The sequence below is a fragment of the Actinomadura luzonensis genome, from assembly GCF_022664455.2.
GTDB lineage: Bacteria > Actinomycetota > Actinomycetes > Streptosporangiales > Streptosporangiaceae > Nonomuraea > Nonomuraea luzonensis.
Genome location: NZ_JAKRKC020000001.1, coordinates 5,822,496 through 5,848,920, shown reverse-complemented (window position 1 = coordinate 5,848,920; position 26,425 = coordinate 5,822,496). Strand labels below are relative to the sequence as shown.

Below are 26,425 nucleotides of genomic sequence, written 5' to 3'. Positions count from 1 at the left end.
CATGTCCAAGCCGTTCGCCTCGTCGGCCGATCTCGGCGAGAAGAGGCAGACCCTGGAGATGCTCGCGGACGGCGTGTACGCGCTGACCGCCGAGGGCGACCCCAACGTGGGCGCGATCGAGGGCGAGGACTTCCTGGTCTGCTTCGAGGCGCTGGCCACCCCGGTGGCGGCCGGCGAGTGGCTGGCCCGGCTGCGCGCGCACACCGGCAAACCGGTCAGGTACCTCGTGCTGTCGCACTACCACGCGGTGCGGGTGCTGGGCGCGTCGGCGTTCGGCGCGGACGTGATCGTCGCCCATGACAAGACCCGCGAGCTGATCGCCGAGCGCGGGCGGCAGGACTGGGCCAGCGAGTACGCCCGCATGCCCCGCCTGTTCAAGGAGCCCGCCTCGATCCCGGGCCTGACCTGGCCGACGGCGACGTTCAGCGACACCTTCACCATCGACCTCGGCGGCGGCAGGGGCGACCTGGTGCTGGCCCACTGCGGGCGCGGCCACACCGAGGGCGACCTGGTGGCGTGGCTGCCCCGGCAGCGGATCATGTTCGCCGGCGACCTGGTGGAGTCGCAGGCGGCCCTCTACACGGGCGACGCCTTCCACCGCGAGTGGGCCTCGGCGACGCTCGACCGGGTGGCGTCGTTCGGCGCGGAGACGCTGGTGGGCGGCAGGGGCGCGGTGGCCAGGGGGCAGGCGGGCGTGGCCGCGGCCATCGGCCAGACCCGCGACTTCCTGGAGGTGATGCTGCGCGAGGTCGGCGGCGCGGGCTCGCTGAAGGAGGCGTTCGCGCGGACGCACCGGGCGCTCGCGCCCCGCTACGGCTCGTGGCCGATCTTCGAGCACTGCCTGCCGTTCAACGTCTCCCGGCTGTGGGACGAGCTGCACGGCGTCGCACGGCCGCGGGTCTGGACCCCGGAACGCGACCGCGAGGTGTGGGAAGAGCTTCAGTCGTGAACACCGAAGCGCAGGTCATCGTGGTGGGGGCCGGGCCCGTGGGGCTGACGGCGGCGTCGCTGCTGGCCCGGTGGGGCATCCAGACGCTGGTGCTGGACCGGCGGCCGGAGCGGGAGGGGGCCGGTTCGCGCTCGATCTGCCAGCAGCGCGACGTGCTCGACGTGTGGACGGCCGTCGGCGCGGGCCGGATCGCCGAGGAGGGCGTGACCTGGACGACCGCCCGCACCTACTACCGCGACCGCGAGCTGTCGTCGTGGACGTTCGAGCGGGAGGGGCCGCTGCCGCCGTTCGTGAACCTCTCGCAGTCCCGCACGGAGCAGATCCTGGACGCGGCCGTGGCCGCCCAGCCGCTCGTCGAGGTGCGCTGGGGCCACGAGGTGACGGACGTGACGCAGGACGCCTCGGGCGTGAGCGTGCGGTGCGGGCAGCGGGTGCTGCGGGCGCCGTACGCGCTGCTGTGCGCCGGGGCGCGGGCGCAGCCGCTGCGGCAGGCGCTCGGCCTGCGCTTCGGCGGCGAGACGTTCGACGACCAGTTCCTCATCTGCGACGTCAAGGCCGACCTGCCGGGCTGGGAGGACGAGCGGCGCTTCTACTTCGACCCCTCCTGGAACCCGGGCCGCCAGGTGCTGATCCATCCGTGCCCGGGCGGGACGTTCCGGATCGACTGGCAGATCGCGCCGGACTTCATCCCGGCGGAGGCCGACATCGCCCGCCGGATCCGGCAGATCATCGGCGACCGGCCGTACGAGCTGCTGTGGCACAGCACCTACCGCTTCCACCACCGCCTGGCCGACCGCATGCGCGTCGGCCGGGTGCTGCTGGCGGGCGACTGCGCCCACCTGGTGGCCCCGTTCGGGGCGCGCGGCCTCAACTCGGGGGTGCCGGACGCCGAGAACGCGGCCTGGAAGCTGGCCTTCGTGCTCAACGGGTGGGCCGGCCCTGACCTGCTGGAGTCCTACCACGTGGAGCGGCACGCCGCCGCCCGCGAGAATCTGGAGGTGACGGGGGCGACCATGCGCTTCCTCGCGCCGCGCAGCGTCGAGGAGCGCATGTGGCGGCGGGCCGTGCTGGAGGGCGGCCGGGTGGCCGAGGTCGACTCGGGCCGTTTCGCCGAGCCCTTCTGGTACGTCGACTCGCCGCTGACCACGCCGGAGCCGTCGCGCCCGTTCGCCGGCCGGCCGCCGAAGGGCGCGTCGTGCCCGCCCGCGCCCGGCGTGATCCTGCCCGACGCCGCACTTCCCGGCGGCCGGCTGCGTGAGGTGTGCCGCGATGGATTCCTCGTGCTCCTGGGTGATATGTGCGATTCGAGTTTGTTTGTGCAGGTCTTGGGCAAGGTCACTACGGCGCCGCTCGCCGTACGCGGGCTCGCGGAGATGGACGGAACCGGCTCGCTCGCCGAAAGGCTCGGCGCCGGGCCCGATGAGGCATGGCTCATCAGGCCCGACGCGCACATCGCCGCCATCATCCCCCATGCGGGTCCGGAGTCGGTGGCGGCCGCCGTGAGCCGTGCTCTGGGCGGCTCTCCTGACACATGACCCCATAGAGGAGGGACTGCGTGACTGGCCGGAGTTCGTTTCTGATCGTCGCCAACCGGTTGCCGGTGGACAGGACGATCGAGCCCGACGGAACGGCCTCGTGGCGCAGGAGCCCCGGCGGGCTCGTCACCGCGATAGCCCCGGTGATGCAGCGCCGCCACGGAGCCTGGGCCGGCTGGCACGGCGCGCCGGACGAGAAGCTGGAGCCGTTCGAGCAGGACGGGATGAACCTGATCCCCGTGCCGCTGTCGGCCGAGGAGGTGGAGCTCTATTACGAGGGCTTCTCCAACGCCACCCTGTGGCCCCTCTACCACGACGCCGTCGCCCCGCCGGTCTACCACCGCCAGATGTGGGACGCCTACCGCGCGGTCAACGAGCGCTTCGCCGCCGCCGCGGCCGAGATCGCCGAGGAGGGGGCGGTCGTCTGGGTGCAGGACTACCAGCTCCAGCTCGTGCCCTCCATGCTCCGCAAGCTGCGGCCGGACCTGCGGATCGGGTTCTTCCTGCACATCCCGTTCCCGCCGGTCGAGCTGTTCTGGCGGCTGCCGTGGCGCAAGGACCTCGTGGAAGGGCTGCTCGGGGCCGACCTGGTGGGCTTCCAGCTCCCGGGCGGGGCCTCCAACTTCCGGCGGCTGTGCCGCAGGCTGCTCGGGCTGCCGTACAAGGGGAACGAGATCTTCCTGGACGACCGCGTCGTGCGCACCCAGGCGTTCCCGATCTCGGTCGACTTCGGGCAGCTCGACTCGCTGGTGCGCGAGCCGCACATCCTGGCGCGGGCCAAGGAGATCCGGGCCGAGCTGGGCGACCCCGAGCACGTGCTGCTGGGCGTGGACCGGCTCGACTACACCAAGGGCATCGGGCAGCGCCTGGAGGGCTTCGGCGAGCTGCTCAAGGACGGCCGGCTGCGCGCCGGCGAGGCGGTGTTCGTGCAGATCGCCACGCCGAGCCGGGAGCGGGTGGACGAGTACCGCCGCCTGCGCGACGACATCGAGCTGCAGGTGGGGCGCATCAACGGCGAGCACGCCACGCTCGGCTACCAGCCGGTCTGGTACTTCCACCAGTCCTACGGCCACGAGGAGCTGGCCGCGCTCTACCTGGCCGCCGACGTCATGGTGGTCACCCCGCTGCGCGACGGCATGAACCTGGTGGCCAAGGAGTACATCTCCTGCCACCACGACCTCAACGGCGCGCTCGTGCTCAGCGAGTTCGCCGGGGCCGCCGACGAACTGCGCCAGGCGTACCTGGTCAACCCGTACGACGTGGAGGACGTCAAGCGCCAGATGCTGGCCGCCATGCGGGCCACGCCGCACGAGCTGGCCCGGCGGATGCGGACGATGCGCCGCCGGGTCGCCACCTACGACGTGGACCGCTGGGCGAGTGAGTTCCTCACTGCCCTGGAGTCACCTGGCGCAGAGCCTTCCATGCGTCATAGCGCTTCCTGGCGGTCCGGTTGACCACGATCTGCGCCACGGACATGCCGACGCCCATGAGCACGGCGTACCCGATGGCCTCGGCCAGGCTGACCTCGGGTGCATCGGTGTCGACGGGCGGCTCCTTGCCGGTCGACTTCACCCAGACGTAGGTGAGGAGCTTGCGCGCCGCCCACCCCGTCGCGAGCCCCACCAGGCCGCCGATGATCCGCCAGGTCACGTCCGGCTTGTCATCCGCCATGCCGATCTCCTTCCTGATATGTAACGAACACTAGTCTGTACCGCTTGGGAGGCCCCGAAGCCGTACCATAAGGAGGCATGACTCAACAGCGACTACGCCATGCATCCATGCCGGAGAAACCCTCTCTCGACGGCCTGGAGCAGGTATGGGTAGCCCGCTGGGAGGCCGACGGCACCTACCGCTTCGACCGCTCCGCGCCGCGTGAGCGCGTCTACGCGATCGACACGCCGCCCCCGACCGTGTCGGGGTCGTTGCACGTCGGCCACGTCTTCTCCTTCACCCACACCGACATCATGGCCCGCTACCAGCGGATGATCGGCAAAGAGGTCTTCTACCCGATCGGCTGGGACGACAACGGCCTGCCCACGGAGCGGCGGGTCCAGCACGTCTACGGCGTGCGCTGCGACCCGTCGCTGCCCTACGACCCGGACTTCGTTCCACCGGAGAAGCCGGGCAAACGCGAGATCCCGATCTCCCGGCGCAACTTCGTGGCGCTGTGCCACCAGCTCACCGCGCTCGACGAGCGGGCCTTCGAGGAGGTGTGGCGGCGGGTCGGCCTCTCGGTCGACTGGTCGCTGCTCTACACCACGATCAGCGACGAGGCGCGGGCGGTCTCGCAGCGGGCGTTCCTGCGCAACCTGCGGCGCGGCGAGGCGTACCTGGCCGAGGCGCCGACGCTCTGGGACGTCACCTTCCGCACCGCCGTGGCCCAGGCCGAGCTGGAGGACCGCGAGCACCCGGGCGCCTTCCACCGCGTCTCCTTCTACGGCGAGCGGGGGCCGGTCTGGATCGAGACGACCCGGCCGGAGCTGATCCCCGCCTGCGTGGCGCTGGTCGCCCATCCCGACGACGAGCGCTACCAGGCGCTGTTCGGCAGCACGGTGCTGACGCCGCTGTTCGGGGTCGAGGTGCCGGTGCTGGCGCACCGCCTGGCCGAGCCGGACAAGGGCTCGGGCATCGCGATGATCTGCACGTTCGGCGACATCACCGACGTCACGTGGTGGCGCGAGCTGCGCCTGCCCACCCGCTCGATCATCGGCTGGGACGGGCGGCTGCTGCCCGAGCCGCCCGAGGGCGTGGACGCCGAGCCGTACAAGGAGCTGGCCGGCAAGACCGTGCACAGCGCCCGCGAGCGCATCGTGGAGCTGCTGCGCGAGTCCGGCGACCTCGACGGCGAGCCCCGGCCCGTCACCCGCACGGTCAAGTTCTACGAGCGCGGCGAGAAGCCGCTGGAGATCGTCTCCACCCGCCAGTGGTACATCCGCAACGGCGGCAGGGACGAGGAGCTGCGGCGGCGGCTGCTCGGGCGCGGCGCCGAGCTGACCTGGCACCCGCCGCACATGCGGGTGCGCTACGACAACTGGGTCGAGGGCCTGACCGGCGACTGGCTGATCTCCCGCCAGCGCTTCTTCGGCGTGCCGTTCCCGGTCTGGTACCCGCTCGACGAGGCGGGGCAGCCGGTCCACGACGCGCCGATCCTGCCCGCCGAGGACGCGCTGCCGGTCGACCCGTCCTCGGACGTGCCGCCCGGCTACACCGAGGAGCAGCGGGGCGTGCCCGGCGGCTTCACGGCCGATCCCGACGTCATGGACACCTGGGCGACCTCGTCGCTCACGCCGCAGATCGCCGGCCGGTGGGGCAGCGACGACGAGCTGTTCCAGCGGGTCTACCCGGCCGACCTGCGGCCCCAGGCGCACGAGATCATCCGCACCTGGCTGTTCTCCACCGTGGTGCGCTCGCACCTGGAGTTCGGCCGGCTGCCGTGGAGCGACGTCGCGATCTCCGGGTGGATCCTCGACCCCGACCGCAAGAAGATGTCCAAGTCCAAGGGCAACGTCGTCACCCCGCTCGACCTGCTGCGGCAGCACGGCTCCGACGCCGTGCGCTACTGGGCGGCGAGCGGCCGCTACGGCGTCGACTTCGCCTTCGACCCGGGGCAGCTCAAGATCGGCCGGCGGCTCGCCATCAAGATCCTCAACGCCTCGAAGTTCGTGCTGGGCCTCGCCGGCGCGGACGGCGAGGTGAGCGAGCCGCTCGACCGGTCCATGCTGGCGGCGCTGGCCGACGTGGCGCGCGAGGCCACCGAGGCGTTCGACGCCTACGACCACACCCGGGCGCTGGAGAGCACCGAGCGCTTCTTCTGGGCGTTCTGCGACGACTACCTGGAGCTGGTCAAGGCCCGCGCCTACGAGGAGTCGTCGGCGGGCGCGCGCTCGGCGCACGCGGCGCTGCGGCAGGCGCTCGACACGCTGCTGCGGCTGTTCGCGCCGTTCCTGCCGTTCGTGACCGAGGAGGTCTGGTCGTGGTGGCGGGAGGGCTCGGTGCACCGGGCCCCCTGGCCGGCCCCCGCGCGCGGCGACGGCAACCCGGCGGTGCTGGCCGTGGCCGCCGAGGTGCTGGGGCGGGTGCGCAAGGCCAAGTCGGAGGCCAAGCTGTCGATGCGCGCCGAGGTGGCGCGGCTGACCGTCACCGGGCCGGAGGCGGACCTGGTGCGGCAGGCGCAGGACGACCTGTGCGCGGCGGGCAACGTCGAGGAGTTCGTGCTCGGCCACGGCGACGAGCTCGACGTGCGCGTCGAGCTGGGCTGACCTTCCGGGGTGAGGGGGGCCGCCGCCCCTCTCACCTCTCGCGGGCGACGTCCCGGTGCAGGGCCAGGAACAACGAGTACGCCTCGCCGTCCGGCGGCGGGCGGCGGCCGGCGAAGTCGTCGAACACCTCCTGCAGCCGCCGCCGCAGCTCGGCCAGCCCCGCGGCGTCGAGCCGCAGCCCGAGCCGGGTGAGGTCGGCCTCCTCGGGGCCGATCAGCCTGATCTCCTCCAGGAACGCGTCCAGCATGGCGGCGTTCGTGCCGCGCACGCCGCTCTCGCGCACGTCCATCTCCCAGGACTTGCCGGTGGCCCGGTAGGGGATCTCGGTGGAGCCGCGCGGCCCGGGCCGGCTCGGCCCGGCGGCGAGGAACCCGGTGTCGACGAGCTTGCGCACGTGGTGCAGGACGGTCGCCGGGTTGGCGCCGAGCCGGCCGGCGATCTCCTTGTTGGTCAGCGCCTGGTCCAGGCAGAGGCGCAGGATGCGCAGCCGGACGGCGGAGGCCAGCGCGCGGGCCTCGGCCTCGGTGGCGGGGCGGCGTGTGGTGCCCATCATGGACGGCCACCCTAGTGGCCCGCGGGCCGCCGCTCACCGATTGACTTTTCTCGATCGGTCGGGGAGTCTCATCCCGTGACCCTGTTGCGCGAGCCCGGCTTCCGCCGGCTGTTCCTGGCCGACGCCGCCAGCCAGGCCGGCACCCAGGTCCTGACCCTGGCCCTGCCCCTCGTCGCGGTGTCGGCGCTGCGGGTCTCGGAGCTGGAGGTCGGGCTGCTGGCGGCCTGCCAGACGGCGGCGTTCGTGCTGATCGGGCTGCCCGCCGGCGCGGTCGTGGACCGGCTGCGCAAACGGCACGTGATGATCGCCTGCGACTGGGGGCGCGCGCTCGCGCTCGGCTCGGTGCCGCTGGCCTGGTGGCTGGACGCGCTGACGATCCAGCAGCTCTACGCGGTGGCCTTCGCCCTCGGCGTGCTCACCGTCTTCTTCGACGTCGGCTACCAGAGCTACCTGCCGCACCTGGTCGAGCGGGACCGGCTGGTCGAGGGCAACTCCGCGCTGGAGGTCGTGCGCACCGTGGCGCAGGTCGGCGGGCCCGGCGCGGGCGGCTACCTGGTGCAGCTCCTCACCGCGCCGTTCGCGCTGCTCGCCACGGTGGCCGGGTTCGCCTGGTCGGGGCTGTGCCTGGCGCTGATCCGCACGGCCGAGCCGCGGCCCGCGCCGCCCCGCGCCCACCTCGGCGCGGAGATCGCCGAAGGCGTGCGGTTCGTGCTCGGGCAGCCGCTGCTGCGCCGCATCGCCGGCTGCACGGCCACCGCCAACCTCTTCGCCGCCATGTCCCAGCCGCTGGTCCTGCTGCTGCTGGCCAGGGAGCTCGGGCTGGGCGCGGGCCCCATCGGGCTGCTCATGGCCGCGGGCGGGCTCGGCGGGATCGCCGGCGCGCTGGCCAACGCCCGGCTGACCCGGCGGCTCGGCCAGGGGCCCGCGATGTGGCTGGCCCTGGCCGTGCCCGCGCCGCTGACGTTCACGCTGCCCTGGCTCGGGGCCGACTGGCGGCTCGGGCTGTTCGCGGCCTGCGAGTTCCTGGTCGGCGCGGGCGTGGTGATCTACAACGTCACCCAGCTCAGCTTCCGCCAGGCCATCACGCCCGAGCCGCTGCTCGGCCGGATGAACGCCACCGTGCGCTTCGCCGTCTGGGGCACCCTGCCGCTCGGCGGGCTGCTCGGCGGAGCGCTCGGCGAGGTGCTCGGCGTGCGGCCCACGCTGCTGGTCGCGGCGGCCGGCGCCTGCCTGCCGTTCCTGTGGCTCTGGACCTCGCCCCTCCGCACCATGCGGGAGCTGCCGGTCAGTAGTCGCACACGCCCGTAGGGAAGATCTGCTCCAGGCGCGCCCGCTCCTCCGGGGTGGGCCGCCAGGAGCCGTACAGGCCCCTCGCGACGGCCCGGCCCACCGGCTGGAGGCGGCACTTGTAGACGCCGCCCTCCAGCGGGCCGCCCGCGACCGTCCGGGAGGTCCCGTACAGCGGGAAGCGCCGCGTGCACGCGCCCGGCGGGCGGCGGTCCAGGACGCCGTCCCACACGTGCGGGCCGGCGGCGAGCTGCGTGCCGTCGGTGGCGAAGCAGCGGTCCACCGCCAGCGGCGGCCGGTTGCCCGCCACGCCCCGGCCCGGGTGCCTGCGGAGGTTCGCCATCCACTGGTCCATGACCTGCAGCGCCTCCGGCGTCTGGTCGAACTTCGGGCCGTCCGGGCGGGCGTCGGTGAACCAGATGACCTGGTTGTCCGCGCGGCCGTCGTGGTCGAGCATGCGCTGCCGCGAGGCGAACGACTGGTGCGCGTTGTGCATGTCGAGCTGGTCCTCCAGGTACGGCCGCCAGTCGATCACCGGCAGGTCGATCGCGCCGCGGAAGACCAGGCCGCTGCGCTCGACGTTGCTGATCGCGACCGGGTCGCCGGCGCGGCGCGGCGCCGGGTCGCCCAGGTTCATGTTGCGGGCGCTCCACGGGTCGAGGTCGCCCGGGCAGGCGGCGCGCACGAACGGGCAGCCCTCCTGCGTCATGTCGGGCTGCTCCTTCCACGAGCCGGCCTTGGCGTTGACGTCCAGGAACTCGGCCGGGGTGATCACGCCGGCCACCAGCGACCGCAGTCCGTACTGGACGCCGACGTTGTCCCAGGTGGAGCGGGCGTAGCCGCGCTCGTCCACGCCGTAGACCGTGCGGACGTCGTCCCAGTGCGTCCACTGGACGGTGTCCTTGACGCCCGGCGGGTCCATGAGCGCCCACTCGGGGTCGTTGTTCGAGGTCCACTTCGGGTTCATGGTCAGCGGGGTGAGGCCGCGCCAGCCGTTGACGCACTCGTCGGAGCCCGGGCGACCCGTGTAGGGGTTGGCGACCGTGTCACTGGCGTTCATGCCGATCAGCGCCGTCCGGTCGTCCCAGCGGGCCCAGCGCGGGTTCTGGTCCATGTAGCGTTCGAGCAGCTCGCAGTCGCCGACGTGGATGGTCTGGGTGACCATGTCCGGATAGGAGTACTGCGGGATCGCGGCGTCGATCACCCGGTCGCCGTAGTTCTGGCCGTAGATGTACTGCTGGATCGCGCCGCCCGACCCGCCGACGCCGACCGTGTAGAGCGGCGGGCCGTACCGCTCGATGAAGCGCTCCTTCACCATGAGGGCCGTCTCGCCGCCCAGGATCAGGTTGTAGTGGGTGGAGGTGCGGGTGCCCGAGGAGTACAGGATCGCGTAGCCCTTGCCGAGCCCGTACGGGTCGAGTGCGCCGCCGCCGAGCGTGCCCTGGTCGTGGCCGATCGCCACGCCGCCGTCGAAGCGGTAGATCGCCCGGCCGGTCCAGCCGTCCTCCAGCATGGCGATCGAGTAGAGGAACCGGTTGATCACACCGCGCTCGCGCCGGACCACGAAGTCCACCGTCCGGCCGTCCAGCGTGGTCGTCGTGGCCAGGTCGGCCGGGCGCTCGGCGGGCATCGGCTTGTACGTGCCGTCCGTCGAGCGGTAGAGCCGGTCGGTCACCGTCGGCGCGAAGCAGTCGCGGCTCCAGCCGCCCGCCGTGCGCATGCCCTGGCCGTCCTGGTTGTCGGCGACCGGCGGGCCGAGGCCGCCGCGCTCGGTCTTGCACAGGAACGGGTACTGGTGCGGCCCGGAGAAGATCGGGCCCTCGATCGGGAAGTCGCGGACGCTCAGCGTGCGGCGGAGCGGCCCGGCCGTGGCCGTGATCGTGTTGCGGCCCGGCCGCAGGCCGGTGACCAGGCCCGTCAGGCCGTCCGCGGTCTCGGTGAAGGCCGCGGAGACGTCCACGCCGTCGCGGCTGACCGACACCCTGACACCCTTCGGATGCCGCACCCTGACCAGGGCGTCACCGCCGCTCACCTGGTCGGGGCGGCTGGAGAGCACCTCCAGCGCCAGCGCGCCGCCGCCGGCCGCGTACGCGGGGGCGGGGGTGAGCGAGGCGAGCAGAGCCAGTGTGAGAGTCGTCACGCCCTTCATGACCCCGACGGTGACATGCGGCGCGGCCGTTGCCCAGGCCCGATCTTCGGCGCCGTCGTGCGCGCGCGTTCGGCGCCCGGACGTGACAGTCTTGAACACGTGCTGCCCGACCGACCGACCAAGCTCGTGCCGCCCGTGCTGGCCAGGACGGCCGCCTGGTGCGTGTGCCTGATCCTCGTCGGCGTGGTCGTCTACTTCTTCGCGCTGATCATCGCCAGGCTCACGTTCGTGGCCCTGCCGGTGGCCATCGCGCTGCTGCTGACCGCGCTGCTCTATCCGCTCACCAACTCCCTCCGCCAGGCGGGCATGCGGCCGATCTACGCCACGTGGGTCACCATGCTGATCGCGCTCGCCGTGCTCGTCGGCACCGGCTGGCTGGTCGGGGCGCGGGCCGGCGAGGAGTTCCCCAACCTGGTCGAGCAGGTGCAGGCGACCGCGCGCGACGTCCAGGAGTGGCTGATCACCGGCCCGCTGCACCTGCAGCAGGCGCAGATCACCGCGTACGTGGACGAGGTCGCGACGATGGTCAACGCCCAGCGGCAGGCCATCACCGGCACCGTGCTGAGCGCGGGCGCGGTGGCCTTCGAGGTGCTGGCCTCCATCGTGCTGCTGCTGTTCGTGACGTTCTTCCTGCTCAAGGACGGCGACCGCATCTGGGGGTGGATCCTGCGGGGCTTCGGCGACGTCGCGCCGCGGATCGACCGGGCCGGCCGGGCGGCGTGGACCACCCTGTCCCACTACGTGCAGGGCACGGTCGCGGTGGCCGCCGTGCACGGCGTGATCATGGGCATCGTGCTGGCCGGCATGGGCGTGCCGCTGTGGGCGCCGCTCGCGGTGCTGATCTTCTTCGCCAGCTTCATCCCGATCGTCGGCATCTTCTTCGCCGGCACGGTCGCCACGCTGGTCACGCTCGGCGCCAAGGGCATCGTGCTCGCGCTGGTCTTCCTCGGCATCCTCATCGTCGAGCAGCAGCTCGAGAACCACGTCCTGCAACCGCTGATCGTCGGCCGGGCGCTCAACTTCCACCCGCTGGCCATCATCCTCGTGCTGGCCGTCGGCGGCATCCTGGCGGGCATCGCGGGGGCCGCGGTCGCGGTGCCGGTCGCCGCCGTCATCTACCGGGCGCTGCCCGAGCTGCGCCACCAGCAGCCCGCGCTGCCGCCGCCACCGTCTCATCCCGAACCGGACGAGCAGGACACACCGGACGGCGACGGCGGGGGCGGCGACGGCGCCGACCGGGCCGCCGCGCCCGCCGGGGACGGCCGGAGCGTCAACACGGAGTAACCTCGTCACCCGTGACGCGTTCCTCCCTCACCACGCCGCCGCCGGACGCCGTGGCGCCCGCGGCCCAGCCCGGGGCGCCGCCGCCCGGCGCCGACCTCGGCTCCCACTACGCCCGTTGCTTCGGCTGCGGCACCGAGCACCCCACCGGCCTGCACCTCAAGGCCAGGACGCCGGACGGCGCCACCGTCGAGGCCGAGTTCACCGTGGGGGAGGCGCACCAGGGCGCGCCCAAGCTGGCGCACGGCGGGGTGCTGGCGGCCGCCATGGACGAGGTCATCGGAATGTCCGTCTACCTGTTCCACAAGCCGTATGTCACGGGACGGCTGGAGACCGACTACCTTCTCCCCGTTCCCGTCGGCACGACACTCCACCTGCGCGCCTGGTGCAACGGCATCGCGGGCCGGAAGGCGTACCTTGAGGCTGAGGGGCGCATCGGCGCCCCCGACGGGCCGGTCGCCGTCCGGGCGGCGGCGCTGTTCATCGAGGTGGGCATGGAGCACTTCGCCAAGCACGGCGATCTCGCCGCCATCGCCGCCGAGCACCAGGACTACGAGGTGAACCCTTGAGCACCGTGGAGATCCTCATCCACCGGCTCGACGCCGAGCTGCCGCTGCCGGCCTACGCCCATCCGGGCGACGCCGGCGCCGACCTCTACGCGGCCGAGGACGTCGAGCTCGCGCCGGGCGAGCGCGCCGTGGTCGGCACGGGCGTGGCGATCGCGCTCCCCGACGGCTACGCGGCCTTCGTGCACCCGCGCTCCGGCCTCGCCGCCCGGCACGGCATCACCATGGTCAACGCGCCGGGCACCGTCGACGCCGGCTACCGGGGCGAGATCAAGGTCACGCTCATCAACACCGACGCCAAGGAGCCCTTCCGGCTCCAGCGGGGCGACCGGGTGGCGCAACTGGTGATCCAGCGGGTCGAACGCGCGGCCTTCTACGAGGTCGAGCGGCTGCCTGGGTCGATGCGCGGCGCGAACGGCTTCGGCTCCACAGGCCGCTGACCCGCGCGCTCCGCCGCACCTCCGCCGCGCCGACCAGCCCCTACCGGCCCTTCCGGGCAGCAGCAGGACCTATCAGGGAGAGTGAGGAACGTGTTCCGACGTCGTCGTCGTGAGCAGCCGGAAACGGTGGCCGAGCACGAGCAGGCCGCCCCCACGCGCGAGTCCGGCCCGTGGGACGCCGACGAGCCCCACCCGGACAACGACCGCATCGACCTCGGCGGCCTGCGGCTGCCGCACAACCCCGACTTCGACGTGCGCCTCGCCTCGGTCGGCGACCAGCACGTCGGCGTCGTCGTCATCCACGGCGAGAGCACCCTGCAGCTCCAGGCCCTCGCCGCGCCGCGCAGCTCCGGCCTGTGGGACGAGGTCAAGACCAAGATCCGCGCGCAGGCGAAGGAGCTGGAGGAGCGCGAGGGGCCGTTCGGCGCCGAGCTGGCCGGCGAGCTGCCCACCGACGCGGGCCCGCGGCCGGCGCGCTACCTCGGCGTCGACGGCCCGCGCTGGTTCCTGCTCGCGGTGATCTCCGGGCCGGGCGCGCACGACGAGGCCGTCGCCGGGGCGTTCGTGGACTTCGTCAAGGACGTCGTGGTCGTGCGCGGCGACGAGCCGATGGCCCGTGAGGAGCCCATCCCGCTGCGCCGTCCCAACGAGCAGGCGGGCGGCGACGGGCCGGAGGAGCGGCCCGGCCTCAACCCCTTCAAACGGGGACCGGAAATCAGCGAGATTCGCTGAGAGCTGACATCACCTCGACATCACGTAGGCTGGCATCCATCATGAGTACGGCAGAGCCCGCGAAACGCGGGGGATTGCGTGGGTTCTTCGCTCGGCTGGCATCCCCTCAGTCCGAGATCGAGGCCCAGGAGCTACGGGAGGACGCCGACGAGGTCGGCGCCACCCCCATCGTGTCATGCGGCGGGCGCCGGCGCTTCTGCGTTGCCGGTACGCTACGTACCGTGACGTTGCGCCCGCGAGGCGGAGCCCCCGCCCTGGAGGCCGAGCTCTACGACGGGTCCGACGTGATCGACCTCGTCTGGCTCGGCCGCCGGAAGATCGCCGGCATCGAGCCCGGCCGCACGGTCAAGGCGGAAGGGCTGGTCAGCATGCAGGACGGCCGCAAGGTGATGTTCAATCCGCGTTACGAGCTCCGGCCAGGGAGTTGATCAGGTGAGTGCTGAGGCGGAAGAGGTCGCCCACGACACGGTCGAGGCGGCGGTGCGGGCGCAGCTCGCCAAGGCCTTCGGCGGGGTGCGCGGCATCATCGAGGCGGCGGTCCCGACGATCGCCTTCACGGTGTGCTGGATCGCCACCGAGGAGCTGAAGACCGCGCTCATCGTCAGCATCTCGCTGTCGGTGCTGCTGCTGGTGGCCAGGGTCGTGCAGCGGTCCACGCCGCAGTTCGTCATCAACAGCCTGATCGGCATCGCGATCGGCGCGTTCTTCGCCAGCCGCACCGGCGACGCGAAAGATTACTTCCTGCCCGGCATCCTGTGGAACGCCGCCTACATGGTGGGCATGCTCGTCTCGATCGTCGCCCGGTGGCCGGTGGTGGGCTTCCTGATCGGCTCGGTCACCGGCGACCCCACCGGGTGGCACAAGGACCAGGGCATCGTCCGGCTGTGCATGCGGCTCACCTGGCTGCTCATGCTGCCGTGCGCGGTGCGGGTCGCGGTGCAGGGGCCGGTCTACCTGTTCGGCGGCGGTGACGAGGCCGTGGCGGCGCTCGGCTTCGCCAAGATCGTCATGGGCTGGCCGTTGCAGGTGGCGGCGCTGGGCGCGATGCTCTGGCTGCTCGGCCGCGGCCGCACCCCCATCAAGCCGGTCGCCCCCGCCTGACCCCTAGCCTGACCGCGGCCCTGCCCGCGGCCCTGACGGCGGCGCAGTGGCAGGCCGGCGATTCAGGAGTAGCGTGCGTAGCGTGGCGCCCGGCCGTGGGGAAGCGTCCGGGCGCCGCCGGATCTCACGCCCGCGTCAGCAGGCCCACGCACTCCACGTGGTGGGTCATCGGGAAGGCGTCGAAGGCCCGCAGGTCCGCCAGGCCGTAGCCGAGCTCGGCCAGCCACTTCACGTCGCGGGCGAAGGTCGCCGGGTCGCAGGAGACGTACACGATGCGGGACGCCTCCAGGCCGGCGACGCGGGAGACCACCTCGCGCCCGAGCCCCGCCCGGGGCGGGTCGACGACGACGATATCGGCGCGTTCGATCTGGAACCGGTCGAGGGCCTCCTCGACGCGGCCCCGCTCCACCCGGGCCTGCGGCAGGCCGCGGAGGTTGGCGCGGGCGTCGCGGACGGCCGCGGCCTCGGACTCCAGGCCGAAGACGGCCCCCTCCGGCCCCACCGCCTCGGCGAGGCCGGCGGCGAACAGGCCCACCCCGCAGTAGAGGTCGAGCGCCCACTCGCCGGGCTCCGGCGCCGCGTACGCGAGCACCGCGTCCAGCAACGTCTCGGCCGCCCCCGGATGCACCTGCCAGAAGCCGCTGCCGGCCACCCGGAAGACGTGCTCGCCCACCTGCTCGTGCAGCACCCCCGAGCCGCGCCGCGGCACCGTGCGGCCCTTGCCCTGGTCGAGCAGGATGGAGGCGGGCGCGTCGAGGTCGGGCACGGCGACGGTGCGCCGCGGCCGGGGCCTGACGACCACGGCCCGGTCGCCGGCGGAGGAGGCGATCACCTCGACGCCGGCCGCGCCCTCCCAGGCGCGCGCCTCCGCGCCGACCGCCTCGACCTCCGGGTGCGCGATGAGGCAGGCGTCGACGACCTCGATGTCGTGCGAGCGGTGCCGGCGGAAGCCGAGCTCGCCGCCCGGCAGGGCGGCGAACTGCACGCGGGTGCGCCAGCCGAGGCCGTCCTTGGCGCCCGGCACCTCCTCGACCACGATCTCGCGCTCGATGCCCGCCAGCCGGTGCAGCTGCTCGGCCACGACCTGCGCCTTGAGCCGCCGCTGCGCCTCCAGGCCGGCGTGCTGCCAGTCGCAGCCGCCGCAGCGCCCCGGGCCCGCGTACGGGCAGGGCGGAACCACGCGGTCGGGCGAGGGCTCCAGGATCTCGATGGCGTCGGCCCGCAGGAACCTCGCGGTCTCCTCGGTGACCTCGGCGATCACCCGCTCGCCGGGCAGCGCGTGCCGCACGAACACCACGCGCCCTTCGTGCCGCGCCACACACCAGCCGCCGTGCGCGACCGGACCCACCGTCAGCTCCAGAGATGCCTGTTCCACACCCGACACCCTATGCCCTGACCTGGCTGACTACCGTCGGGATTGATCCACTACTGTTGGTCGTCGTGGACACGGCTCGGGTGGTGCGGCGGTGGCCCGGCTTCGGGGGAGCCCTGCTGGGCACGCTGTTCGCCTGCGCCTCGCTGACGCCGTCGCTGCTGCCGCGCACGTGGCTGTACCAGGGCGTGATGGGCGCGGTCACCGGCCTGCTCGGGTACGCCGTCGGCGCGAGCGTCGGCGCGTTGTACCGGGCGTGGTTCCCGTACCGGCTGCCGGAGCGGTGGCGGCGCACCGCCTGGCAGGTGATGATCGGCGCGTGCTCGGCGTTGTCCCTGGTGGCGCTCTGGTACAGCTACGACTGGCAGCGCGACCTGCGCTCGCTCATGGGCATGGACACCCGCATCACCTGGTTCCCGCCGCTCATCCTGGCCGTGGCGGTGGTGCTGTTCACGGCGGGGCTGCTGCTGTCGCGGCTGGTCCGGCTCGGCGGGCGCAAGCTGATCAACTGGCTCGACCGGTTCGTCCCGTTCTATGTGGGTCATGCGGTCGGGGTGCTGCTCGTCGCCTTCCTCGTCGCGGTGTTCGCGAACGACGTGTTGTTCTCGGCGTTCGTCGCCCGGGTGAGCGACGTGTCCTCCGTGGCGAACCAGGGCACCTCGCCGGGCGTCCGGCGGCCGGCCTCCACCCTGCTGTCCGGCGGGCCCGGCTCGCTCGTGGCGTGGGAGGCGCTCGGCCGCGAGGGCCGCAACTTCATCGGCACCGCCGCCACCCCCGGCGAGCTGGCCGCCTTCTCCGGCCGTCCCGCCGCGCAGCCCATCAGGGTGTACGTCGGCCTCGACGCCGGCCCCACCCCGCAGGCCCAGGCCGCGCTGGCGGTGCGCGAGCTGGAACGCGCCGGCGCGTTCGAGCGGCCCGTGCTCGCCGTGCTCGGCACCACCGGCACCGGCTGGGTCGACCCGCACATCCCCGACGCGCTGGAGTACATGTACAACGGCCGCTCGGCCCTGGTCGCCCTGCAGTACTCGTACCTGCCGAGCTGGGTGTCGTTCCTGGTGGACCGGACCAAGGCGGCCACGGCGGGGCGGGCGCTGGTCGAGGCGGTGCGCGCCCGCTGGGCCGCGCTGCCCGCCGCCGACCGGCCGAAGCTGCTGCTGGCGGGGGAGAGCCTCGGCTCCTACGCGCTGGAGAACGCCTTCCACGACCTCGGCGACCTGGCGGCCGAGACGGACGGCGCGGTCTTCGTCGGCCCGCCGAACGCCAACCCCATCTGGCACCGCGTCACCGTCGAGCGCGAGCCGGGCAGCCCGGTGTGGCGGCCGGTGTACGAGGCGGGCCGCACCGTCCGCTTCGCGCAGACCCCCGGCGACCTGGCCAGGCCGCCCGGCCCCTGGGCCCGCCCGCGGGTGGTCTACCTGCAGAACGCCTCCGACCCGGTGGTCTGGTGGACGCCCGCGCTGATCCTGCGCCGGCCCGCGTGGCTGGAGGGCGAGCGCGGGCCCGGCGTCAACCCGCAGATGAACTGGTTCCCGCTGGTGACGTTCTGGCAGGTGCTGGTGGACATGACGGCGGCGCTGTCGGTGCCGCCCGGCCACGGGCACCGCTACAACGCGAACATCGTGGACGCCTGGGCCGCCGTGGCCGCCCCCGACGGCTGGGACGGGGCCGACACCGTGCGGCTGCGGTCGTTGCTCAGCGCGTCTTGATCTGCTCGTCCTTGACCGTCTGGTGCCACGGGCGGCGCACCGCGCCCGGCGCGTACGGCTCGGGCCGCCCCTTGAGCCGGTCGGAGGAGTGGAGCTGCCAGGGCACGCTGGTGACCATGACGCCCGGCTTGAACAGCAGCCGCGCCTTCAGCCGCAGCGCGCTCTGGTTGTGCAGCAGGTGCTCCCACCAGTGGCCGACCACGTACTCGGGGATGAACACGGTCACCACGTCGCGTGGCGAGCGCCGCCGCAGCGTCTTGACGTAGTCGAGGATCGGCTGGGTGATCTCCCGGTACGGGGAGTCGAGCATCTTCAGCGGCACCGGGATGCCGCGCCGCTCCCACTCCTCCTGGAGCTGGCGGGCCTCCTCGCCCTCCACGCCCACCGTGATCGCCTCCAGCGAGGACGGCCGGGTGGCCCGCGCGTACGCCAGCGCCCGCATGGTCGGCTTGTGGATCTTCGACACCAGCACGATCGCGTGGTTGCGGGCCGGCAGCATGGCCGGCTCGTAGTCCTCGGTGATCTCCAGCTCGGCCGCCACGTTGTCGTAGTGGCGGCGGATGCCCTTCATCATGACGAACAGGATCGGCATCGCGATCACCACGATCCACGCGCCGACCATGAACTTCGTCAGCAGCACGACGATGAGCACCAGCCCCGTCATGACGCCGCCGAAGAAGTTGATCACGCGGGAGCGGTGCATCTGGTGGCGCACCTTGGGATCGGTCTCGGTCTTGAGGTGGCGGGTCCAGTGGATGACCATGCCGGTCTGGCTCAGCGTGAACGAGACGAACACGCCGACGATGTAGAGGTTGAGCAGCCGGCTGACGTCGGCGTCGAACCCCCACAGCAGCAGGCACGCGCCCGCCGCCAGGATGATGATGCCGTTGGAGAAGGCGAGCCGGTCGCCGCGGGTGTGGAGCTGGCGCGGCAGGTAACGGTCCTGGGCGAGGATCGAGCCGAGCACCGGGAAGCCGTTGAAGGCGGTGTTGGCCGCCAGGAACAGGATGAGCGCGGTCACCGCCGAGATCACCACGAACGGCAGCGACCCGCCGCCGAACACCGCGTCCGCGACCTGCGAGATGATCGGCTGCTGGTAGTAGCCGGGGCCGACCGGCGTGCCGTCCGGCCGCAGCAGGTCCTCGGCGACCACGGACGGCTCCGCCACCCGCACCCCGGACGCCAGCCCGAGCGCGATGATGCCGCCGAACATGGTGATGGCGACCAGGCCCATCATCAGCAGCGTCGTGGCCGCGTTCTTGCTCTTCGGCTTGCGGAAGGCGGGCACGCCGTTGCTGATGGCCTCGACGCCGGTCAGCGCCGCGCAGCCCGAGGAGAAGGCGCGCAGGACCAGGAACGCCGCGGCGAACGCCGTCAGGTTGGTCTGCTCGGGCCGCACGGTGAAGCCCGCGCTCGGCGCGTGCAGCTCGTCGCCCAGCAGGAGCAGGCGGAACCCGCCCCAGGCGATCAACCCCAGCACCGCCAGCATGAAGGCGTAGGTGGGAACGGCGAAGGCGACGCCGGACTCGCGGATGCCGCGCAGGTTGACCACGGTGAGCAGGACGACGATGACGATGGCCACGGCGGGTTTGTGCTGGGCCACGAACGGGATGGTGGCGCCCACGTAGTCGACGCCGTTGGCGACGGACACCGCGACCGTCAGCACGTAGTCGACCAGCAGAGCGCTGGCCACCGTGAGGCCGGCGTTCTTGCCGAGGTTGGTGGTGGCCACCTCGTAGTCGCCGCCGCCGCTCGGGTAGGCGTGCACGTTCTGCCGGTAGGAGGCCACCACCGTGAGCATCACGATGACGACCGCGACGGCCACCCAGGGGCTGTAGGAATAGAAGGAGACTCCCGCCAGCGACAGGATGACCAGGATCTCCTGAGGAGCGTAGGCCACGGAGGAGAGCGCGTCGCTGGCGAAGACAGGGAGCGCCACCCGTTTGGGGAGGAGTTGCTCGTGGAGCTGCCCGCTGCGCAGGGCGCGCCCCACGAGCAAGCGTTTGACAAGATCCGTTACCTTCGCCACGTCACCAGATGCTAGCCCCAGGCACAGGACCTAAACGAGGCGCTCCCCCCTAGCGCCATACTGGTGTCTGAGCAACCGGCCGGCCGCGGACAATGCGGGGGGACATGCATATTGTGATCATGGGGTGTGGTCGCGTGGGGTCGACCCTCGCGCACATCCTCGAGGACAGCGGCCATTCCGTCGCCATCATCGACCGCGACCCGCAGGCGTTCCGCCGGCTGCGCGCCGGGTTCCGCGGGCGGCGGGTGACCGGGGTCGGCTTCGACCGCGACGTGCTCACCGAGGCCGGCGTCGAGTCGGCGGCGGCGTTCGTCGCCGTGTCCAGCGGCGACAACTCCAACATCATCTCCGCCCGGGTGGCCCGCGAGACGTTCGGCGTCGACAACGTCGTGGCCCGCATCTACGACCCCCGGCGCGCCGAGGTCTACCAGCGGCTCGGCATCCCCACCGTGGCGACCGTGCGGTGGACGGCCGACCAGATCCTGCGCCGCATCCTGCCGGAGGGCGCCGAGCCGCTCTGGCGCGACCCGACGGGCACCGTCGTGCTCGCCGAGGTGACGGTCAACCCGTCCTGGATCGGCACCCGCGTCACCGACCTGGAGGCGCGCGTCGGCACCCGCGCCGCCTTCATCAACCGCATGGGCGAGGCCCTGACCATCACCGACGACACGGTGGTGCAGGAGGGCGACGTGCTGCACGTCGTCGCCGCCGAGAACGACATGGACCGGATCAACAAGGTGCTCGCCGGGGCGCCGGAAGAGGACCACTGATGCGCGTCGCCATCGCCGGAGCGGGCGCGGTCGGCCGTTCCATCGCCGCGGAGCTGCTGGAGAACGGGCACGAGGTCCTGCTCATCGACGTCGACCCCCGCGCCATCAAGATCGACAGCGTGCCGCGGGCCGAGTGGCTGCTCGCCGACGCCTGCGAGATCGCCTCCCTCGACGAGGCCGGGCTCAACAACTGCCACGTCGTCGTCGCCTCCTCCGGCGACGACAAGGTCAACCTCGTGGTGTCGCTGCTGGCCAAGACCGAGTACGGCGTGCCGCGCGTGGTGGCCCGCATCAACCACCCCAACAACGAGTGGCTGTTCAACGAGTCGTGGGGCGTGGACGTCGCCGTCTCCACCCCGCGCCTGCTGAGCGCCCTGGTCGAGGAGGCGGTGAGCGTCGGCGACCTGGTGCGGCTGATGACCTTCCGCCAGGGCCAGGCCAACCTGGTCGAGCTGACCCTGGCCGAGGACGCGCCGGTCGTCGGGCAGCGGGCGGGCGCGGTGCCCTGGCCGGTCGACTCGGCGCTGGTGGCGATCCTGCGCGAGGGCCGGGTGCTGGTGCCGTCGGCGGACGACCCGCTGGAGGCGGGCGACGAGCTGCTGTTCGTCGCCAACCAGGAGGTCGAGCAGGAGCTCGCCCACCTGCTGTCCCAACGCTGACCCCCGAAGCGCGGCGCCCGGCCCTGCCCGCCGGGGGCCCGCCGGGGGCCCGCCGGGGCCCGCCGGGCGCCGCGGCGGCGCGGGGCCGTCAGGACTCGCAGGTCGTCTCGAACTCGGCGTCGCACCGGTCCGTGCCGTCCCCGCCGGTGGCCGTGTCCGTGCCGGCGTCGCCGAGCAGCAGGTCGTCGCCGCCGAGGCCGGAGATCCGGTCGTCGCCGTCGCCGCCCGACACCGCGTCCCTGGCCAGGCCGCCGACGAAGCCGTCGGCCCCCGGTCCGAGCGTCACCCGGGAGCGCAGCGTCGTCCGGTTGCGCACCAGGTCGTCGCCGCTCCCGGTGGTGACGGCGACCGTCGTGACGCCCGCGCTCGGGCAGTCGGCCTGATTGGCGTTCACCAGGACGCACGGCCCGCCCGCGGTGACCGTGTCGCCCGCGTTGCGGACCAGGAGCGAGCCGTCGGTGTCCACGAACACCGCGATGTCGTCGGCCGCCGCGCCGGCGTGCACCTCCAGCACCCCGCCCGACACGCTCACGCCTGTCGCCGCGTGCGCGGGCCCCGCGACGGCCAGCAGGGACGCGGCCAGCGCCGCCCCCGCCGTCACCGCCCGCACCCCGTGGCGCCGCAGCACCCGCGCCCTGGAGCGCCGCTCGCCGGCCTGTGTCGTCGTCGTCGTCCTCATCGTCGTTCCCCCCTCGGAGATGGATGGATCAGCCGAGGACGAGTACAGCGGGGAAAGCGCCGCCGCCCTGTGCCGGAGCGGACAGGAGCCGTGTGCATTTGTGCCTGTAGTCCCGGGTCAGGGGGCGTCAGAGCCAGCCCATGCGCTGCGCGGTGCGGATGGCCTCCAGCCGGTTCTGGGCGTTGAGCTTGGTCATCGCGCTGGACAGGTAGTTGCGGACGGTGCCCTCGGTCAGGTGCAGCTCGCCCGCGATCCGCGCGATCGTCGCCCCGTCGCCGGCCAGCCGCAGGGCGTCGCGCTCGCGCTCGGTCAGCGGGCTGTCGCCGGCCGCCATGGCCGCCGCCGCCAGCTCGGCGTCCAGGTAGCGCCCGCCGCCCTGGACCTTGCGGATCGCCATGGCCAGCTCCTCGGCGGAGGCGTCCTTGCCGAGGAAGCCGCTCACGCCCGCCGCCATCGCCCGGCGCAGGTAGCCGGGCCGGCCCAGACTCGTCAGGATGACGATCTTGCACTGGTGGCTGATCTGCTCGGCGGCGCTCAGCCCGTCCATGCCGGGCATCTCGATGTCGAGCACGGCCACGTCCGGCCGGTGCTCCGACACCGCGCCCAGCACCTCGTCGCCCCGCCCCACCTGGGCGACCACCTCGATGCCTTCCTCCAGGTCCAGCAGGGCCGCGATGGCGCCGCGGACGAGATGCTCGTCGTCGGCGAGCAGCACGCGAATGGTCATGCTCTCCTTCTCCGGCTCACGCGGGCACCGCGGCCCGCAGCAGGTAACGGCCCTCGGGGGCGGGCGCGGCCTCCAGGGTGCCGCCCGCCGCGCGCAGCCGGTCGGCGAGGCCCGCCAGCCCGTTCGGCGCGTGCCGGCCCGCCGGGCCGCTCACCCCGTCGTTGGACATCTCCAGGACGCCGTCCTCGATGACGATCGCGCAGTGCTCGGCCCGGCTGTGCTTCAGCACGTTGGTGGCGCCCTCGCGGACGACCGTGGCCAGCAGCGTGCGGGACTCGGGCGACAGCGCGGCCGTGTCGGCGCGGACGGTGCAGCGCACGTCCGCCGCCTCCAGCACCGCCCGTACGCTGGCCAGCACCTCGTCCAGGTCGATCGCCCGGTAGTTCTGCACGACGGCGCGCACCTCGCGCAGCGACCGCCGCGACAGGTCGCGCACCTCGAACATCTCGGCCGCCGCCGCCTCCGGGTCCGCCCGCAGCCGCCGCTCGGCGCGGGCGGTGCGGGCGGCCACGTCGGTGAGGCTCTGGCCGAGCAGGTCGTTGAGGTCGCGGGCAAAGCGCAGGCGCTCCTCCGAGACCGCCAGCCGGGCCAGCGCCTCCTCGCCCTCGTGCGCCTCCTGCGCCAGCCGCCACAGCCGCAGGTTCGCCAGCGTCGCGCCCACGCAGACCACGACCAGGAACGTCAGGGACGCCGCCAGCAGCACCGTGTCCGCCGGGTCCGCGCCGCTCAGCGCCACCAGCAGGGTGATCCCCGCGAGCCCGGCCACCGACAGGACGACGACGGTGCGCCTGCGGGCGAACGGCGTCAGGATCCCGAGCCAGGCCGGCAGCGCCCACACGACGGCCACCCCGCACAGGAGCACGGCGATCACCCCGGTCACCGCCAGCAGCGCCGTCGGCCGGCGGCCGCCGCGCACCGCCACCCGGAACGGCCGGGTGCCGAGCACGACGAAGACCGCCAGCAGCACGGCGGCGGCTCCGGCGAGCGGCGGCCACATGCCCGCCTGGAGCTGCAGGTGGAGGCCGTAGAAGCCGAGCAGGCTGAGCAGCGGCACGATGTCGGTGGAGTAGACGATCACCCAGCGGACCTTGTCGAGCCGGGTCGCGTTCCGCAGCCGGTCGATCGGCCCCCGCCCCAGGCGCCGCCCCGCCTCCAGCACACTCCCGCCGGCGTCGGCCCGCCCGGTCGCGCCGGCGTCGGCCCGCCCGGTCGCGGCGGCGTCGTCTCGCGTGGTCCGGCCGCTCACGCGGACACCGCCTCGCGTACCTCGCCCGCGACCGGCACGCTCGCGCGCAGCACGAACTCGCCCCCGGGCCCGGGCGCCGCGGACAGGGTGCCGCCCGCCTCGGCCAGCCGCTCCGCCAGCCCGCGCAGCCCGCTCCCGGACGCCGCCCCAGCCCCCGCCCCGGAAGCGGCACCCGCCCCGGGAGCGGCACCCACCCCGGGAGCGGCACCCGCCCCGAAGGTGGCGCCCGTCCCGGGACCGGCCGCAGGGACGCCGTCGTTGCGCATCTCCAGGACGCCGCCCTCGATCGTGATCGAGCAGTTCCGCGCCTCGCTGTGCTTGAGCACGTTCGTGCCGCCCTCGCGCACCACCCACGCCAGCAGCGCCCGCGCCGCCGGCGACAGCCCGCCGGCCCTGGCCCGGACGGCGCACCGCGCCCCCGACGCCTCCAGCGCCGCCCGCACCCCGGCCAGCTCCTGGTCCAGATCGAGCGCCTGGTAGCCGTGCACGGCCTGCTGTACCTTGGCCAGCGAGTCGCCGGCCAGCCCCCGGACCTCGGTCATCTCCGCCAGCGCCCGCCCGGCGTCCTTGGTGGCCAGCTTGGCGGCCAGCTCGCTCTTCAGCGTGATCACCGACAGGCTGTGGCCGAGCAGGTCGTGCAGGTCACGGGCGAAGCGCAGCCGCTCCTCGGCGACGGCCAGCCGGGCCCTCGCCTCGCGGCCGTTGTTGGCGTCCCTGATGATCCACCAGAGCCAGCGCCACAGGATCATGGCCGGGACCATGAGGACGATGTTGAGCGTGATCCCGGCCAGCACGCCGGTCCAGCTCTGGCCGTACACGAGCGCGGAGTAGGCGGTGAACAGGACGGCCACGGCCGCCGACAGGCCCGCCGTGACCCGCGGCGGCAGGTACAGGGCGGCCCCGGCCAGCCACAACGTGCCCAGCTCGATCCACGGCGCGGTGTTGTCGAGGGTGGGCGGGCGCAGCAGCGTCGCGCCGAGCGCGAACAGCCCCGACAGCAGCAGCTTCCAGGTGGGGCGCGGCCGGTGGTCGAAGCCCTCGCGCAGGACGAAGGGGAACAACCCGCACAGCCCGAGCTGGCAGGCGATGGTGACGGCGGCGTGCGCGGGTGAGATCGCGCCCGCCATCAGGCGGCCGACGGTGAACGCGACGATGATGACGGCGATCATCGCGACGACGCCGTCCATCCAGTAGATCAGGATCTTCCTGGCCGTCTCCGGACGAGCCGCCATCGCCCCTTGCCCCTCGCCGCCTGGATGAATGCCGCGTAAGGGATCCTATCGTCAGGGCGCGGAACCCTGAAGAACGGACGAGACACCGGTGTCCGGGGCGGCCCCGCGCAGCGACAGCCAGGCCAGGCCGTGCCGGAGGGCGTACGCGGTGAGGGTGCGGGCGTCCTGCTCGCTGAGGTCGGCCCCGTCGGCCAGCACGAGCGTCAGGGCGATGCGCCGCCACGCCTGCTCCGGCTCGGGCATCGCCTGGGCGCGGGCGATCTGGGCCCGCGCCAGCCGGATCGCGGCGGCGAGCCGGTGCAGCCGGCCCGCGGGAGCGGCGCGCGGCTCCACCTCGGCCAGCAGGTTGACGGTGCCGACCTCGGCCCCGGCCTGGCGGGCGGCGCGCAGCGAGGCGGCGTCGCCGGCGCTCAGCCCGGACGCCGTGAGCGGCAGCGTGTAGCTGACCCGCAGCCGGCGCTCCCGCTGCAGGACCCGGAGCGCGCGGGCCCGGTGCAGCGCCGCCGCGGCGGTGTCGCCGTCGCCCGGCTCGAAGTCGAGCGCGGCCGCGCCGAACGCGCCCGCCACCCGGCGGTAGGCGGCGCTCAGCCCGCCCGGCCGGACGCAGCGGGCCGCCGGGTCGGGGCCGTCGGGGCCGCCGAACGACGGGGCGGCGTCGCCGCCCAGCGCCCGCAGCGGCCCGATGCGGTTGGCCACAGGGTTCTCGCCGGGGTCGGCGGGCGTGCCGGCCGCGCTCGCCCACTTGGGGGAGCAGCCGTCCGCGCCGCCCGCGACGAGGTGGCCGAGCAGGTAGTGGCGGACGCCGCTGCGGCGTGCCCGGGCCGGCAGGTCGAAGCCCGGCTCGCGGGCGGTGTCGACGTAGCCGACGAACCCCGGCTGCGGCGTCTCGGAGACCGCCGCGGACAGCGCGGGGGCGTGCCGGGTGACGGGCGGGCGCGGCGGCGCGGGCCGGGCGGCGGGCTCGCCCGCGGCGACGGGCAGCAGCCGGACCGCGACCGTGGTGGTGGCCACGAGCGCCAGCGCCCCGAGGATGGCGAGAGGGCGGGGGAGCGTGCCCGGCTCCCTCTGGTGCCGCGGCATGGCGCACTCCCTGTGTTCGTCCGGCTACGTAGGGCGCTGGAATCGAACCTAGCAAGCCGGGCCGCGCCGCGTC

24 protein-coding genes are annotated in these 26,425 nt (G+C 73.5%); 14 read left to right on the top strand and 10 right to left on the bottom strand.

Features of this window, described 5'->3' with window-relative positions:
- Window position 1 precedes the first annotated feature (1 nt).
- Genes MF672_RS27730 through MF672_RS27720 form a run of 3 tightly spaced genes read left to right on the top strand, consistent with a single transcriptional unit; the run spans window position 2 to window position 3,938 of the window.
- The gene (locus MF672_RS27730; RefSeq protein WP_242375884.1) at window positions 2–949 is read left to right on the top strand and encodes an MBL fold metallo-hydrolase; all 948 of its coding nucleotides are present in this window, start codon (window positions 2–4) and stop codon (window positions 947–949) included.
- Window positions 946–2,484: an FAD-dependent monooxygenase gene (locus MF672_RS27725; RefSeq protein WP_242375883.1), complete on the top strand. Its 1,539-nt coding sequence runs from the start codon at window positions 946–948 to the stop codon at window positions 2,482–2,484. The genes MF672_RS27730 and MF672_RS27725 overlap by 4 nt, the downstream gene beginning before the upstream one ends.
- Window positions 2,485–2,504: 20 nt before the next feature.
- Complete coding sequence (locus MF672_RS27720; protein WP_242375882.1) at window positions 2,505–3,938, top strand: alpha,alpha-trehalose-phosphate synthase (UDP-forming); 1,434 nt, start codon at window positions 2,505–2,507, stop codon at window positions 3,936–3,938.
- Here MF672_RS27720 and MF672_RS27715 read toward each other — a convergent pair.
- A complete protein-coding gene (locus MF672_RS27715) occupies window positions 3,871–4,155 on the bottom strand; it encodes a DUF4235 domain-containing protein (protein WP_242375881.1) in 285 nt (94 codons plus the stop codon). The two genes, MF672_RS27720 and MF672_RS27715, sit on opposite strands and share 68 nt — an antisense overlap.
- A 107-nt stretch (window positions 4,156–4,262) precedes the next feature.
- Here MF672_RS27715 and valS point away from each other — a divergent pair, with 107 nt between their 5' ends.
- Window positions 4,263–6,743, top strand: coding sequence for a valine--tRNA ligase (valS, locus tag MF672_RS27710; protein WP_242375880.1), 2,481 nt, complete (start codon window positions 4,263–4,265; stop codon window positions 6,741–6,743).
- 31 nt (window positions 6,744–6,774) lie between these two features.
- Here the strand turns inward: valS and MF672_RS27705 are convergent, their stop codons facing one another.
- The gene (locus MF672_RS27705) at window positions 6,775–7,296 is read right to left on the bottom strand and encodes an ArsR/SmtB family transcription factor (RefSeq protein ID WP_242375879.1); all 522 of its coding nucleotides are present in this window, start codon (window positions 7,294–7,296) and stop codon (window positions 6,775–6,777) included.
- A gap of 75 nt (window positions 7,297–7,371) precedes the next feature.
- Between MF672_RS27705 and MF672_RS27700 the strand changes: the two genes are divergently transcribed.
- Window positions 7,372–8,604: an MFS transporter gene (locus MF672_RS27700; protein ID WP_242375878.1), complete on the top strand. Its 1,233-nt coding sequence runs from the start codon at window positions 7,372–7,374 to the stop codon at window positions 8,602–8,604.
- Here the strand turns inward: MF672_RS27700 and MF672_RS27695 are convergent.
- A complete protein-coding gene (locus MF672_RS27695; protein ID WP_242375877.1) occupies window positions 8,582–10,723 on the bottom strand; it encodes a DUF6351 family protein in 2,142 nt (713 codons plus the stop codon). The genes MF672_RS27700 and MF672_RS27695 overlap by 23 nt on opposite strands.
- Window positions 10,724–10,831: 108 nt before the next feature.
- Here MF672_RS27695 and MF672_RS27690 point away from each other — a divergent pair, with 108 nt between their 5' ends.
- The 6 genes from MF672_RS27690 (at window position 10,832) to MF672_RS27665 (ending at window position 14,852) form a co-directional block, all read left to right on the top strand.
- Window positions 10,832–12,016 (top strand): AI-2E family transporter, encoded by a 1,185-nt coding sequence (locus MF672_RS27690; RefSeq protein WP_242375876.1) that lies wholly within the window; start codon window positions 10,832–10,834, stop codon window positions 12,014–12,016.
- Between the two features lie 11 nt (window positions 12,017–12,027).
- Entirely contained in the window at window positions 12,028–12,582 is a 555-nt protein-coding gene (locus tag MF672_RS27685) for a PaaI family thioesterase (RefSeq protein WP_242375875.1), read from the top strand.
- Entirely contained in the window at window positions 12,579–13,019 is a 441-nt protein-coding gene (gene dut / locus MF672_RS27680; protein ID WP_242375874.1) for a dUTP diphosphatase, read from the top strand. The genes MF672_RS27685 and dut overlap by 4 nt, the downstream gene beginning before the upstream one ends.
- 90 nt (window positions 13,020–13,109) lie before the next feature.
- Window positions 13,110–13,751 carry a DUF3710 domain-containing protein gene (locus MF672_RS27675; RefSeq protein WP_242375873.1) on the top strand — a complete coding sequence of 214 codons (642 nt, stop codon included), beginning with the start codon at window positions 13,110–13,112 and terminating at the stop codon, window positions 13,749–13,751.
- A 221-nt stretch (window positions 13,752–13,972) separates the two neighbouring features.
- A complete protein-coding gene (locus tag MF672_RS52450) occupies window positions 13,973–14,179 on the top strand; it encodes an OB-fold nucleic acid binding domain-containing protein (RefSeq protein ID WP_225289212.1) in 207 nt (68 codons plus the stop codon).
- 4 nt (window positions 14,180–14,183) lie between these two features.
- Window positions 14,184–14,852, top strand: a complete 669-nt coding sequence (locus tag MF672_RS27665) for a DUF3159 domain-containing protein (RefSeq protein ID WP_242375872.1) — start codon at window positions 14,184–14,186, stop codon at window positions 14,850–14,852.
- A 124-nt stretch (window positions 14,853–14,976) separates the two neighbouring features.
- Here MF672_RS27665 and MF672_RS27660 read toward each other — a convergent pair whose 3' ends face one another.
- Window positions 14,977–16,227: a class I SAM-dependent RNA methyltransferase gene (locus MF672_RS27660; protein WP_242375871.1), complete on the bottom strand. Its 1,251-nt coding sequence runs from the start codon at window positions 16,225–16,227 to the stop codon at window positions 14,977–14,979.
- Window positions 16,228–16,292: 65 nt separating this feature from the next.
- Between MF672_RS27660 and MF672_RS27655 the strand changes: the two genes are divergently transcribed.
- Window positions 16,293–17,930, top strand: a complete 1,638-nt coding sequence (locus tag MF672_RS27655; protein WP_242375870.1) for an alpha/beta hydrolase — start codon at window positions 16,293–16,295, stop codon at window positions 17,928–17,930.
- Here MF672_RS27655 and MF672_RS27650 read toward each other — a convergent pair.
- A complete protein-coding gene (locus MF672_RS27650) occupies window positions 17,917–19,959 on the bottom strand; it encodes an APC family permease (protein ID WP_242375869.1) in 2,043 nt (680 codons plus the stop codon). The genes MF672_RS27655 and MF672_RS27650 overlap by 14 nt on opposite strands.
- Window positions 19,960–20,063: 104 nt before the next feature.
- Between MF672_RS27650 and MF672_RS27645 the strand changes: the two genes are divergently transcribed.
- Both MF672_RS27645 and MF672_RS27640 read left to right on the top strand, forming a co-directional pair.
- Entirely contained in the window at window positions 20,064–20,729 is a 666-nt protein-coding gene (locus MF672_RS27645) for a potassium channel family protein (protein WP_242375868.1), read from the top strand.
- Complete coding sequence (locus MF672_RS27640) at window positions 20,729–21,388, top strand: potassium channel family protein (protein WP_242375867.1); 660 nt, start codon at window positions 20,729–20,731, stop codon at window positions 21,386–21,388. Before MF672_RS27645 ends, MF672_RS27640 begins: the two co-directional genes overlap by 1 nt.
- Window positions 21,389–21,476: 88 nt before the next feature.
- Here the strand turns inward: MF672_RS27640 and MF672_RS27635 are convergent, their stop codons facing one another.
- The 5 genes from MF672_RS27635 to MF672_RS27615 all read right to left on the bottom strand — a co-directional run bounded on the left by MF672_RS27635 (window position 21,477) and on the right by MF672_RS27615 (window position 26,352).
- Complete coding sequence (locus MF672_RS27635; RefSeq protein ID WP_242375866.1) at window positions 21,477–22,067, bottom strand: hypothetical protein; 591 nt, start codon at window positions 22,065–22,067, stop codon at window positions 21,477–21,479.
- 127 nt (window positions 22,068–22,194) lie between these two features.
- Window positions 22,195–22,794 (bottom strand): response regulator transcription factor, encoded by a 600-nt coding sequence (locus MF672_RS27630; RefSeq protein WP_242375865.1) that lies wholly within the window; start codon window positions 22,792–22,794, stop codon window positions 22,195–22,197.
- 16 nt (window positions 22,795–22,810) lie between these two features.
- Entirely contained in the window at window positions 22,811–24,040 is a 1,230-nt protein-coding gene (locus MF672_RS27625; RefSeq protein ID WP_242375864.1) for a sensor histidine kinase, read from the bottom strand.
- On the bottom strand, window positions 24,037–25,272 hold the full coding sequence (locus MF672_RS27620; protein WP_242375863.1) for a sensor histidine kinase: 1,236 nt from the start codon (window positions 25,270–25,272) through the stop codon (window positions 24,037–24,039). Before MF672_RS27620 ends, MF672_RS27625 begins: the two co-directional genes overlap by 4 nt.
- Before the next feature lie 51 nt (window positions 25,273–25,323).
- Window positions 25,324–26,352 (bottom strand): glycoside hydrolase family 18 protein, encoded by a 1,029-nt coding sequence (locus MF672_RS27615; protein ID WP_247815460.1) that lies wholly within the window; start codon window positions 26,350–26,352, stop codon window positions 25,324–25,326.
- Between the last annotated feature and the right edge of the window lie 73 nt (window positions 26,353–26,425).